At 60.0% G+C, this 13,060-nt stretch carries 10 protein-coding genes; 8 read left to right on the forward strand and 2 right to left on the reverse strand.

Going from position 1 to position 13,060, the window contains the following annotated elements:
• The first annotated feature begins 49 nt into the window (after positions 1 to 49).
• The gene (gene polA / locus ACM6G4_RS10405) at positions 50 to 2,854 is read left to right on the forward strand and encodes a DNA polymerase I (RefSeq protein ID WP_414913617.1); all 2,805 of its coding nucleotides are present in this window, start codon (positions 50 to 52) and stop codon (positions 2,852 to 2,854) included.
• A gap of 323 nt (positions 2,855 to 3,177) precedes the next feature.
• Here polA and yihA read toward each other — a convergent pair whose 3' ends face one another.
• On the reverse strand, positions 3,178 to 3,822 hold the full coding sequence (gene yihA / locus ACM6G4_RS10410; protein ID WP_046042671.1) for a ribosome biogenesis GTP-binding protein YihA/YsxC: 645 nt from the start codon (positions 3,820 to 3,822) through the stop codon (positions 3,178 to 3,180).
• Between the two features lie 191 nt (positions 3,823 to 4,013).
• Here yihA and ACM6G4_RS10415 point away from each other — a divergent pair, with 191 nt between their 5' ends.
• From ACM6G4_RS10415 to ACM6G4_RS10445, 7 genes are all read left to right on the forward strand, one after another.
• Complete coding sequence (locus ACM6G4_RS10415; RefSeq protein ID WP_008002190.1) at positions 4,014 to 4,304, forward strand: c-type cytochrome; 291 nt, start codon at positions 4,014 to 4,016, stop codon at positions 4,302 to 4,304.
• A gap of 45 nt (positions 4,305 to 4,349) precedes the next feature.
• Complete coding sequence (locus ACM6G4_RS10420) at positions 4,350 to 4,979, forward strand: c-type cytochrome (protein WP_056726709.1); 630 nt, start codon at positions 4,350 to 4,352, stop codon at positions 4,977 to 4,979.
• Positions 4,980 to 5,179: 200 nt separating this feature from the next.
• Positions 5,180 to 5,821: a thiol:disulfide interchange protein DsbA/DsbL gene (locus tag ACM6G4_RS10425; RefSeq protein WP_414913618.1), complete on the forward strand. Its 642-nt coding sequence runs from the start codon at positions 5,180 to 5,182 to the stop codon at positions 5,819 to 5,821.
• Positions 5,822 to 5,835: 14 nt separating this feature from the next.
• On the forward strand, positions 5,836 to 6,714 hold the full coding sequence (locus tag ACM6G4_RS10430) for an endonuclease/exonuclease/phosphatase family protein (protein WP_056726707.1): 879 nt from the start codon (positions 5,836 to 5,838) through the stop codon (positions 6,712 to 6,714).
• Complete coding sequence (locus ACM6G4_RS10435; RefSeq protein ID WP_414913619.1) at positions 6,711 to 8,690, forward strand: diguanylate cyclase; 1,980 nt, start codon at positions 6,711 to 6,713, stop codon at positions 8,688 to 8,690. The genes ACM6G4_RS10430 and ACM6G4_RS10435 overlap by 4 nt, the downstream gene beginning before the upstream one ends.
• Before the next feature lie 92 nt (positions 8,691 to 8,782).
• Positions 8,783 to 9,562 carry an N-acetylmuramoyl-L-alanine amidase gene (locus tag ACM6G4_RS10440; RefSeq protein WP_414913620.1) on the forward strand — a complete coding sequence of 260 codons (780 nt, stop codon included), beginning with the start codon at positions 8,783 to 8,785 and terminating at the stop codon, positions 9,560 to 9,562.
• Positions 9,563 to 9,638: 76 nt separating this feature from the next.
• On the forward strand, positions 9,639 to 11,252 hold the full coding sequence (locus tag ACM6G4_RS10445) for an EAL domain-containing protein (protein WP_056726704.1): 1,614 nt from the start codon (positions 9,639 to 9,641) through the stop codon (positions 11,250 to 11,252).
• A gap of 7 nt (positions 11,253 to 11,259) precedes the next feature.
• Here ACM6G4_RS10445 and ACM6G4_RS10450 read toward each other — a convergent pair whose 3' ends face one another.
• Positions 11,260 to 13,050, reverse strand: a complete 1,791-nt coding sequence (locus ACM6G4_RS10450; RefSeq protein WP_056726703.1) for a KinB sensor domain-containing domain — start codon at positions 13,048 to 13,050, stop codon at positions 11,260 to 11,262.
• Positions 13,051 to 13,060: the final 10 nt, after the last annotated feature.

The raw sequence follows: 13,060 nt of genomic DNA on the forward strand, positions 1-13,060 counted from the left end.
CGGTCCCGCTATTCTAGCGCCGGACCCGCCGAAAAGGTTGATCCTGCTCATGAGCCAAGCCCCCCTCGTCCTGGTGGACGGTTCTTCTTACCTGTACCGCGCCTTTCACGCACTGCCACCGCTGACCACGTCCAAAGGCCTGCCGACCGGCGCGGTCAAGGGCGTGTTGAACATGCTCAAGAGCCTGCGCAAGCAATATCCGAACAGTCCGTTCGCCGTGGTGTTCGACGCCAAGGGTGGGACTTTTCGCGATGAGATGTTCGCCGAATACAAGGCCAACCGTCCGAGCATGCCCGACGACATGCGCTTGCAGATCGAGCCGCTGCACCAGAGCGTGATCGCCCTGGGCTTCCCGCTGCTGTGCGTCGAAGGCGTCGAGGCCGATGACGTGATCGGCACCTTGGCCCGCAGCAGCGCGGCGGCGGATCGTCCGGTGATCATCTCCACCGGTGACAAGGACATGGCGCAACTGGTCGACGGTCACATTACCTTGGTCAACACCATGACCGGTAGTAGCATGGACGTGGAGGGCGTGAAGGAGAAATTTGGCGTCGCTCCGGAGCAGATCATCGATTATCTGGCGCTCATGGGCGATTCGTCCGACAACATTCCAGGTGTTCCGGGTATCGGCCCGAAAACGGCTTCCGGCCTGCTGGTCGGTGTGAACGGGGGCCTGACCGAACTCTATGCGCAGCTCGATATTGTGCCGACCCTGCCGATTCGCGGCGCCAAGACGCTGCCGGCCAAGCTCGAAGAGCACAAGGAAATGGCTTTCCTTTCCTATCGGCTGGCGACCATCAAGGTCGATGTGCCGCTGGACGTTGGGCTCGATGACCTGCAAATGGGTCCTGAAGATCCGGCCAAACTCTACGAGCTGTACACCCTGCTGGAATTCAAGAGCTGGTTGAACGACCTCGATAGGGATGCCAAGCGTCTGGAACTGAGCGCTACCGCCGAGCCTGCACCGGCCGCCGATCTGTTCAGCGAACCAGAGGCCGAAGCGCCAGCCGCCGCTGCTGAAACCGCCTATGAAACCATCCTCGATCAGGCGCGGTTCGATGCCTGGCTGGAAAAACTGAACAACGCCAAGCTGTTTGCCTTCGACACCGAAACCACCGGCATCGATGCGCAGCAGGCGCAACTGGTGGGCCTGTCGTTCGCGGTTCAGGCCAATGAAGCGGCCTACATCCCGTTGACCCATTCCTACATTGGCGTGCCGCAGCAGCTGGATCGCGATACGGTCCTGCGCGCACTCAAGCCGATTCTGGAAGACCCGAGCAAACTCAAGGTCGGCCAGCACGCCAAGTTCGACATGAACATCCTGGCCAACTGCGCCATCGGCGGCGATCAGGACAACGGCATTACCGTGCGTGGCATCGCCTTCGACACCATGCTTGAGTCCTACGTACTCAACTCCACGGCCACGCGCCATGACATGGACAGCCTGGCGCAGAAGTATCTGGACCACACCACAGTGAGTTTTCAGGACATCGCCGGCAAAGGCGTGAAACAGCTGACGTTCGACCAGATCGCCCTGGAGCAGGCCGGGCCCTACGCCGCCGAAGATGCGGATATCACCCTGCGCTTGCACCATGCCCTGTTCGAAAAGCTCTCGGCCATTCCGAGCCTGGCCAGCGTGCTGACCGACATCGAAATCCCGTTGGTACCGGTATTGGCGCGTATCGAGCGCCAGGGCGCATACGTCGACGCCGCCTTGCTGGGCGTGCAAAGCATTGAACTGGGCGACAAGATGGTGGCGCTGGAGCGTGAAGCCTTTGAGATTGCAGGTGAGGAATTCAACCTCGGTTCGCCCAAGCAGCTTGGCGTGATCCTTTACGAGAAGCTCGGCCTGCCGGTATTGAAGAAAACCGCCAAGGGCCAGCCGTCCACCGCCGAAGAAGTGTTGGCCAAACTGGCAGAAGACGACTATCGATTGCCGAAAGTGCTCATGGAATACCGCTCCATGAGCAAGCTGAAAAGCACCTACACCGACCGTCTGCCGGAGCAGATCAACCCGCGTACCGGGCGGATCCATACCTCGTATCACCAGGCAGTGGCGTCCACCGGGCGGCTGTCCTCCAGTGATCCGAACCTGCAGAACATCCCGGTGCGCACCGCCGAAGGGCGGCGCATCCGCCAGGCGTTCGTGGCCCCGGCCGGTTACAAGCTGCTGGCGGCGGATTATTCGCAGATCGAACTGCGGATCATGGCGCACCTGTCCCGGGATGAAGGGCTGATGAACGCCTTCCGCCACAATCTGGACGTACACACCGCGACCGCCGCCGAAGTGTTCAAGGTCGAACTGGCCGACGTGACCTCCAACCAGCGCCGCAGCGCCAAGGCGATCAACTTCGGCCTGATCTACGGCATGGGCGCGCAGAAGCTCGGCAAGGACATCGGCGTCGACACCAAGACCGCCAAGGCCTACATCGATACCTACTTCGCCCGGTACCCCGGCGTTCGCCAGTACATGGACCGCACGCGTGCCCAGGCCGCCGAGCAAGGTTATGTCGAGACGTTCTTCGGCCGTCGCCTGTACCTGCCGGACATCAACTCCAACAAGCCGCAAGAGCGCGCCGCCGCCGAACGCACGGCGATCAACGCGCCGATGCAAGGCACCGCTGCAGACATCATCAAGAAAGCCATGGTCGCGGTGGATAACTGGCTGAGCGTGTCGGGCCTGGACGCCAAAGTCATCTTGCAGGTGCACGATGAGCTGGTGCTCGAGGTGCGTGAAGACCTGGTCGACCAGGTTCGCGATGAAATTCGCGTGCACATGAGCGAGGCGGCGAAACTGGATGTGCCGTTGCTGGTCGAAGTGGGTGTTGGAAACAACTGGGATGAGGCTCACTGAGCCCCCTGAAAAGACCTTTTCTGCTGCGGCATAGTGCCGCGGCAGAAGGGCGCCAAAAACAGTTTGGTCCGAAGGGTTATCAGAGTTATTTCAAACCCATTTGAAAAAAATCTGAACTAATCTTGCACACCACCACTCAGAGTTACTGAATGGCTGGTGAAGCCCTTCGATGCTCCTATGTTGTGTTAAGTGTTGGCAGATATCTGGACCCCGCCCTAGCGGTCTAGAGCTTCAACCCCGGAACTTCTCCCTCCCCATATGAAGCCCGGGGTTTTTTTTGCCCCGAGAAAACTGCCCGCGTGCACCGCAGGCAGTTTTCGCACTTACTGGGCTTCTGCTTCGGCACCCTTGTCCGCCAGTTCCATCCAGCCGGCCAGTACGGTGTAGGCATCTTCCAGGCCCATGCGTTTCGGGGCCGAAAACAGCTGGATTGTCACCAGGTCGCCCCAGCCCTTGCGGATTTCCGCCTGAACCTTGAGCAGTGTGTTCTTGGCCGCGCCGTAGGTCAGCTTGTCCGCTTTGGTCAGCAGAATGTGCATCGGCATGCCGGCAGCCACGGCCCAGTCGAGCATCAACAGGTCGAAATCGGTCATCGGATGGCGGATGTCCATCATCAGGATCAGACCTTTCAAACTCTCGCGACCACCCAGATATGCCTCCAGGTGACGCTGCCAGTGTTGCTTGAGCGGGATCGGTACTTTTGCATAACCGTAGCCCGGCAGGTCGACCAGACGGCGTTCATCGTCTAGCTTGAAGAAATTCAACAGTTGCGTGCGCCCCGGGGTTTTCGAGGTGCGCGCCAGGCTGGCGTGGGTCAGGGTGTTCAAGGCACTCGACTTGCCGGCGTTGGAACGCCCGGCGAAGGCGACTTCGAAGCCCTCGTCATCCGGACATTGGTCGACTTTGGCGGCGCTGAGCATGAAGGTGGACTGTTGGCACAGACCGAGGATGGGATTCTTGAGTTGCATGGGATTTCCGATGTGGGCGGCGCCAGGAATGGGTGCGGCAAGCAGTGTCGCTTCCGTTTCAGTGACGCCAGTATATAATGCCGCAGATTTTGTGTGCGCTTTGTCCCAGCGTAGGATGAAGTTCACGAGAGCGACAGACCTTGATTGCGCACTAGAACGCAGCTCGCTCTCAACCCTGAAAAGGTCGTTTTATGACGAAATGGCTGCTAGCTGCCGGTGTATTGATGCCGCTTTACAGCGCTCAGGCTACACAGGATCCGGAAGCTGTGTACAACCGTGTTTGTGGTGCCTGTCATTCCGGCCAACTCCCCATGGCGCCGAAAAAAGGCGATCAGGAAGCTTGGACGCCGAGGTTGGCGAAAGGTATGGAGACGCTGGTGCAACACGTGACCCAGGGTTTCAAGGCGATGCCGCCGCGTGGTTTGTGCATGGACTGCAGTGCCGAGGATTACCAAGCCATCATCCTTTGGATGAGCGAGTAAGCCCGGTCCATAACTCTTAACCCTTAGCCGTAGTTGGATTAGCTGATGAAGAAATTGATCGTGAGTCTGCTGTTGACCGTGGGCATCTCCGGCATGGCCCATGCTGCAGGTGAGGCAGTACAACCGGGTGATGCAAAAGCCGGCCAGGCCAAAGCCGCCGTCTGTGGCGCCTGCCACGGCCCGGATGGCAACAGCATGGCGCCAAACTTTCCAAAACTGGCGGGTCAGGGTGAACGCTACCTGACCAAGCAATTGCACGACATCAAGTCGGGCAAGCGCACTGTTCTGGAAATGACCGGCCTGCTCACCAACCTGAGCGATCAGGACCTGGCGGACATCGCCGCCTACTTCGCCAGCCAGAAAGGTAGCGTCGGTGCCGCCGATCCGAAGATTGTCGCTCGCGGTGAAGCCCTGTTCCGTGGTGGTGACCTGGCCAAGGGCTTGCCAGCCTGCACCGGTTGCCACTCGCCAAATGGCGCAGGTAACGCGGCTGCCGGTTTCCCGCACCTGGGTGGTCAGCACGCTCAATACGTCGGAAAGCAACTGGTCGATTTCCGCAAGGAAGAAGGCGGCCGCACCAACGACGGCGATACCAAGCCCATGCAGAGCATTGCCAAGAAGCTGAGCGACGAAGACATCGCCGCGGTGTCCAGCTACATTCAAGGCCTGCACTAAGGCCGGCGGATCAGGCGTTGAGCGGCGAGCTTATCGCCTGCAGTGTTAACGCTCGATTAATCCGTCACAGCAAGTATAAAAAGGGTGGCCTTGGCCGCCCTTTTTTGTGGCCGCTGCCGTTACACTACAGAACTCAAGCCCGCCAGGATCTGTCCGATAACAAGTCGCGCGAGGCGATAAAATTTGTCCAGGAGTAAAGCATGCGTAATCTGATCATCAGCGCCGTTTTTGCCGCTGCCAGCCTGTTCGGCATGACTGCCCAGGCCGCTGACGCCCCCGCCGCACCTTATGTCGAACTGACCAACCCTGTTCCGGTCGCCGTGCCTGGCAAGATCGAAGTGGTAGAGCTGTTCTGGTACGGCTGCCCGCATTGCTTCGCCTTCGAGCCAGTGATCAATCCGTGGGTCGAGAAGCTGCCTTCGGACGTGAACTTCGTGCGCATTCCAGCCATGTTCGGTGGCCCGTGGGACGCTCACGGCCAGATGTTCCTGACCCTTGAAGCCATGGGTGTCGAACACAACGTCCATGCCGCGGTGTTCAATGCCATTCAGAAAGAACACAAGAAACTGACCGACAAGAACGACATGGCCGACTTCCTCGCTACCCAAGGCGTGGACAAGGACAAGTTCCTTGCGACTTTCGACTCTTTCGCTATCAAGGGCCAGATCGTCAAGGCTCGTGAACTGGCCAAGAAGTACGAAATCTCCGGCGTTCCAACCATGATCGTCAATGGCAAGTACCGCTTTGACGTGGGTTCCGCCGGCGGTGCCGAACACGCCTTGCAACTGGCCGACAAACTGATCGACAAAGAGCGAGCGGCTAACAAGGCTGCCGCCAACTAAGGGCAGTCACTGCCATGCGCCGATGGGGTACTGAACGCATCGTTGGCCTACATGATCCGCGGGTCAACGAGCATCATCTGGAGTCCACGGGCTTGCCCGCAGACAGTCGTCTGCGCTTGCTCAGTTTCAATATCCAGGTCGGTATCAGTACCGAGCGCTACCGGCATTACCTGACCCGGGGCTGGCAGCACCTGCTGCCGCACACCGGGCGTGCCGATAACCTGCAGAAAATCGGCAATCTGCTGGGCGACTTCGATCTGGTCGCCTTGCAAGAGGCCGATGGCGGCAGCCTGCGATCAGGCTACGTCAATCAGGTCGAACACCTGGCCCAGCTCGGTGCCTTTCCCTACTGGTATCAACAACTCAATCGCAATCTCGGTCGCCTGGCCCAGCACAGCAATGGCGTGCTCAGCCGGTTGCGCCCATGGGCAATCGAGGATCATCCGTTGCCGGGGCCAAAGGGGCGCGGAGCCATTCTGGTGCGGTTCGGCGAAGGCCCGGAAGCGCTGGTGGTGGTCATGATGCACCTGGCGTTGGGCGCCCGGGCCCGCAGCCTGCAATTGGCCTACATCCGCGAGTTGATTGGCGACTACAAGCACCAGGTACTGATGGGCGACATGAACACCCATGCCAGTGACCTGCTGCAACATTCCCCGTTGCGCGATCTCGGCCTGCTTGCGCCGCAACTGGAAGCGACGTTTCCCAGCTGGCGCCCACAGCGCTGCCTGGACCATATCTTGCTGAGCCCGAGCCTGACCCTGGAAAAGGTCGAGGTGCTGGCACAGCCCATTTCCGATCACCTGCCGGTAGCGGTAGAGATTCGTTTGCCGGGTTCGCTCACGGCCGATGCATTGCCCGCATTGAGTCCTGCCCCTCGCGGAACCCCTGAATGAGCGACGAAGCACAGCGCTGGAAAGAGAAATACCTCAAAAGCATCGAACAACAGGAAAAGCTCGAACGTCGCTGGGACGCGCGGCTCGACTTGCTGCGTCGCGGGCTGGTGCGCAGCACCCTGGCGGCGGAAGGTACTGACCGCGCCGTTGACCAATGCATGAAAGAAATGCGCGAGGTCGTGCGCACCGACGACATGGACGCAGGCCTGGCCGCGCTGATTCCACGCCTTGAAAAGGCAGTGCTCGACTCGGAGCAGCGTCGGGAAACCCGGGTCAACCAGACCAGTGCCGCCCTCAATGCGCTGGTCACACAACTGCAAACATTGCCGTTGCCACGGGATGTGAGTCGGCCACTCAAGAGTTTCGCCAAGCAACTGGATGCGCGAGTCAGTCAGGCACGTGAGATACCCTTGCTGCTCAGCGAGCTGAGTGGCTTGCAGGGCAAGGCCCTGAGCCAGCTGGAGACCCCGACGGAGAATGGCCGGCCGGGTTTGCTGCAGCGGTTGTTCGGCGGTCGTGAAGCGGAGGAGGCAGCGGCATCAACGGTTATTTCTCCTGATCTGGTCTCTGTAGCCAGGAATCCTGCGGCAACTTTCCAGGTACCCCCCGCTGCGCGAGTTGAAGGTGAGTCTGCACCGACCGGGCCAACCGTGGCTGCGCCTGCTCCGGCAATCGTAGCTTTTGCCCACCCGGCTGTGGAACCTCAACCGGCCAGTGCCGTCGCGGCAGAAATCGAATCGGCCGAACAGTCCACCCCGGAAACCATCGCGACGACTCCTGAATCGGAAGCAAACCCTGACGAGCTGACCGCGCAAGCTTCGCCGGATAGCTTGCCTTTACCTCCGATGCCTATGGAGGAAGTGGCCGTCGTCGATCAGGCGCAATCCGAACACGATATTCTCTATGCACTTCCGGATTCCCCCGAGCCCTCCTACAGCTCGGTGGCCAGTCACATCGAAGACACGCTGCTGGGGCTGCTCGACGACCTGACATTGCCCGAACGTCATCGCCCGCAAGCCGAGTCCATGCGCGATCGTTTGAAAAACGGTCTGAACTGGTACGAATTGCTGCCGATCCTCGACGACTTCGCCACGTTGATGCTGGCTATTACCGACAGCGGCCAGCATGAGTTCGAAGCCTATCTGCAACGATTGAACGAGCGTCTCGAATCGTTCCAGAGCAACTTGCAGGCCGCCACCGCAGGGCACGCCGACAACCGTTCGGCTGCGCGGCAGATGGATACGCAGATCCGTGAACAGGTCGATGGCCTGCAAAGCAGCATGCAGGAAGCGGCGGACCTGGAGGATCTCAAGCACGTACTGGAAAACCATCTCGAAGGCTTGCTGGGTACCATGGACCAGCACCAGAAACAACGCGATGAGCGCGAGCAGGAGGTCGCTGTGCGCTTGCACAGCCTGGCCGAACGGGTCGCCCATATGGAGCAGGAGGCCCAGGGTTTCCGCGAGCACCTTGAAGAGCAACGGCAGAAGGCATTGGTCGACCCGTTGACCGGGCTGCCCAACCGTGCGGCCTGGAGCGAGCGCCTGGATCATGAAATCACACAATGGCAGCAACATGGCAACACGTTGTTGCTGGCCATGCTCGACCTCGATCATTTCAAGCGCATCAACGATAACTACGGGCACCTGGCCGGTGACAAAGTGCTGAAAATCATCGCCAGTGTGTTGCGCAAGCGGTTGCGCGGGACGGATTTCATTGCCCGGTTTGGCGGCGAGGAGTTTGTGCTGTTGATGCCATCCACGGTGCCAGCGGCGGGGTTGAAGTTGCTGGAAGCCTTGCGGGCCTCCATTGAGGCTTGTCCTTTCCACTTCAAGGGAGAGCCGGTGACCATCACCGTGTCTATCGGGATGACGGCGTTCAGGCCGGGTGAACACGGCGATCAGGTGCTTAAAAGAGCCGATCAGGCGCTGTATCGCGCAAAAAATGCCGGACGCAATCGCGTGGAGCCGGGCTGATCGTCAATTGTTCCATTTTGTTTGATTGCCGTCAGCCCGCCAGGCATTACGTTACACTGTTGCATTATTGTCTTGTGTGTACTGCCTTCGCCATGAAATATTTTGCTCTGATTGCGTCACTGATTCTGCTGGCCGGCTGCGCCGGCGGTCCCCGTTTTGACACCAGTCATCCCTCAGCCAATTACGACAGCCGTGTGCAGTTCGTGGTGGTGCATTACACCAATGCCTCGCTGGAGCGTTCGTTGCAATTGCTGACCCACGGTGAAGTCAGCAGCCATTACCTGATCGGCGACGACAAGGGCGCCACCATCTACAAGCTGATGGATGAAAATGTGCGGGCCTGGCACGCCGGGGAGAGCGAATGGATTGGCCGGACCTGGCTGAACTCCAGTTCCATCGGTATCGAAATCGTCAATCCGGGCTTCAAGGACACCCCGACCGGACGCGTGTGGTATCCCTACACCGAAGATCAGATCCAGTCGTTGATCGTATTGCTCAAGGACATCAGCAAACGTCAGGGCATCAAGCCTCGCGACATCATCGGCCATAGCGATATTGCACCTTTGCGCAAGCTGGACCCGGGGCCGCTGTTTCCCTGGAAGCGTCTGGCCGCCGAAGGCCTGGGTATCTGGCCGAATGAACAGGCGGTGGCGCGCCAGCAAATGTTGTTCGCCGAGCAGTTGCCGAGCATCAGCTGGTTTCAGGCGCAGTTGACCCGCCTGGGTTATGCCTCGCCACAAACCGGCGAGCTCGATGTCGCGACACGACATGTGATCGCGGCATTCCAGATGCATTTCCGTCCGGCGCACTTCGATGGCACTCCGGATGCGCAAACTGCCGCGCTACTTTTGGTGTTGAATCAGACAAAATAATGACGCCCGCCCGACGGTCAGGGCTTTTTTCCAATCAGCAGCTATAACTCATTGGTAATCCTTCGGATATTTCACAATGACCGCTGCTCGAGAGACCTTACGTAGTTGGTTCCATCGCCCCTGGTTCCTGGGGCTGATGTCTACTGTCTTGAGCGCAACGTTGTTGATGGCCGGCAGCCTGTTCGTCGCCATACACCAGGTCGAGCAAAACGAAAGCGAAGAAATGAATGCTCAGGGCGAACGCTTCCTCGCCCGCCTGGAACAGCTCTTCGGTCAACTGCGTGAAAGCCTTGACGACCTTGAGGCGCAACCGTTGCGCGGTTGCGATGCTGAAATGATCGCAACCTTGCAGCAGGTTTCGTTCAATTATCGCTTCGTCTACGAAGCTGCCTACATGGACTCCTCGCGAATCTGCTCCAATCGCCCCCGCCAGGAAGGGTTGTCGCTGAGTCGATCGCCAGACATCAAGGGCCCGACTTACAGCTATTGGCTCAACACCACCACCGAACCCGATGAAAACCGCGCCGCGCTGATGCTCGGGCGCGGGAATTTCCGGGTCGCGACCTCTCGCGGGCATTTGACCGATATGGTCGACCTGTCGCCGGGCAGCAGCCTGCTGGTAGTCCTGGACCATGGCGCGCGCGCGATTCCGGTGCTCGGCGCTTCTCAGGTATGGCCGCCGGACGAGGCCTGGCCACCGAAAAACCGTGATGCGCTGCAAATCACCCAGGCACGCCTGATATACCGGATGCCCACCGACAACCCGGAATATCAATTGGTGTTGATCAGCCCACGCACCGGCATGCATATCCCGGCGGTCTGGTGGTGGTTGCTGCCGGCCAGCCTCGCGCTGGGCATCTGCGTCGGGTTCCTGGTGTTTCTGCTGGTGCGCCAGCGGCAGTCGCTGGACGCCGAACTGACCGGCGCGATTCGCCGGGGCGAGTTGCAGGTGCTGTATCAACCGATCTTCGACCTCGATAGCCGCAACTGTGTCGGGGCTGAAGCACTGCTGCGCTGGCGCAGGCCGGACGGCACCCTGACCAGTCCCGACCTGTTCATTCCGATGGCAGAGAATACCGGGCAGATTCGCCAGATGACGGACTTCGTCCTGCAACGCCTGCTCGAGCAACTCGGCCAGTTGCTGCGTGCCAACCCGCAGTTGTACATCTCGGTCAATCTCGCGGCGTGTGATGTGATGGTTCCGCGGATCGGCCAGGTGATGGCGCGGTTGTTGACCCTGCACCGCGTCGCTGCGCGGCAAATTGCCTTTGAAGTCACCGAGCGCGGGCTGGTCGATGTGGTGGTGGCCCGGGAAAACCTGCAAGCGCTACGGGATGTCGGACACCAGGTGTTGATCGATGACTTTGGCACCGGCTATTGCAGCCTCGCCTATTTGCAAACCCTGCCGGTGGATTGCCTGAAAATCGACAAGGCGTTCATTGACGCGCTGGGCCATGACGCCGCCAGCAGCGGCGTGGCCCCGCACATCATTCACATGGCCCAGTCGCTGCACCTGAAGGTGATTGCCGAGGGCATCGAGCATGAGGCCCAGGCCGCGTTCCTGTGCAGTGAAGGCGTGAAGTTCGGCCAGGGCTGGCTGTTCGCGCGGGCGCTGAGCGCAGTGCAGTTCACTGAATTGATTACCCGGGGGCGTCGTCGGGGAGGCCGGCGCCTGGATGACGAAGCGTGAGGGTGACCTAGACGGTCAGCGCCATGTAGAACTGAGTACCCTGCCCCGGCCGTGAATAGACGCCCATCCGCCCGCCATGCAATTGCACGATCTCCTTGCACAAGGCCAGGCCGAGCCCGGCCCCGCCTTTCTTGCGTCCGACCTGCACGAACGGCTCGAAGATCCGCCCCTGCTGGCCGTAGGCAATACCTTCGCCGTTGTCCTCGACGCTGATGATGACCCGGTCACCGTGGCGCCGGGCATGCAAACGTATCCGCCCGCCGGATCCGGTGTGCCGCAAGGCATTGTCGAGCAAGTTGTCGAGTACCCGCTCCAGTTGTGGCTGGTCGGCCTGTAACCGCGGCAAAGGCTCCTGCACCTCCACCAGCAGATTGATTTCCTGCTCTTCGGCCGCCGTGGCAAAGCGTGAGCGAGCCTGTTCCAGCAACGCCTCGATGGAACAAGGCGTCAGGGTGAGCTTCTGCAAACCGTTCTGGTAACGGGAGAAGTTCAGCAGGTCGTTGATCAACTGCATCAGCCGCTGCATCTCCTCATTCACGGTATCGAGCAGGTCGGCTTCCCGGGAGTCCTGGGCAAAGTGCGCGCGCTCACGGAACAATCCGAAGGCCATGTGCATGCCAGTGACTGGTGTGCGCAATTCATGGGAGGCGCGTAATACAAATTCGCTGCGTACCCGTTCGAAGGCACGCTGTTCCGTGACGTCATGCAGCACCATCACGGCGCCCAGAATATGGCCCTGGGTATGGCTGACCGGAGTCAGGCTGTAGGTCAGCAGTCGCGACTCGCCGTCGACTTCGACACTCAAGTCTTCCAGCGCCCGCTCCAGCGTGCCGCCGCGCAGTACCAGTTGCAGCTGCTCATCGAGCTCGGGGCGCTTCAGCGCCGTGCCCAACCCCTGACCCAGACGATCGGACTCCCAGCCCAATTGACGCTGGGCTACAGGGTTAAGGTGTTCCAGATGACCCTGGCGGTCGATCATCAGCAGTCCGTCGTCGATGCTATCGAGCACGGCCTGCAAACGCTGCTGACCGGCCAGCAGCTCATCGACGTTGGTGGCCTGATGTTCACGCAATGCCTGGGCCATGATCCCGAAACGTCGGGTCAGTTGGTTCAGTTCCATCGCCGAAGAAATCGGCAGGGTGACATCGAAATTTCCCTGGCCGATATGGTCCGCCGCCTTGGCCAAGGCCTCGATGGGCTCCCCGAAGCGTCGGGCGATAGCTTGCGCGGTCACGAAGCCGATGATCAGCACTGCCAGCCCCACCAGGCCAAGCAACCCTGCAATCAGCAATGCCTGCTCCCGGGCCTGTCGCTCGGTATCGCTGATGTTATCCAGTGCGCGCTTGTGCTCGGCGATCAGGCCATTGCGTAGTGCGTTGAATTTTTCCGTCAGGTTGTCGTGGCTGCTGAGCACATTCGACGGGTTCGGGGACGTTTCATAAGCCTGGATAAAGCTCTCGTAGTCGGCCTTGGCTTTTCTGAAGCCGTGCTCGCTTCCGGTATCTGCCGGCTCCTGGGCGATGCCTTCCTCCAGCAGTTCGAAGTAATGCTGCTTCGAGGCCGCGAAAGCGGCGGAGTCAGGCTTCTCGCTGAGCATGATGATCAATTGATCACCCAGGGTCTGACGCAGCTTGAGCCCCAGGTCCAGGGTGATGAAGTTATTGCGGATCAGTGCTTCCTGGCTGCCGGCCATCTGCATCACGCTGACCAACCCGAGCAAGAGCCCGAGCAACGCGACGGTGATCAGTGCGGAGATGCTCAGGAAAAGCCGGGTCCGTAATTTCATCGCCAGTTTCATCGGCGATTGC

This window comes from Pseudomonas sp. IT-P258 (genome assembly GCF_949767825.1).
Lineage (GTDB): Bacteria > Pseudomonadota > Gammaproteobacteria > Pseudomonadales > Pseudomonadaceae > Aquipseudomonas > Aquipseudomonas monachiensis.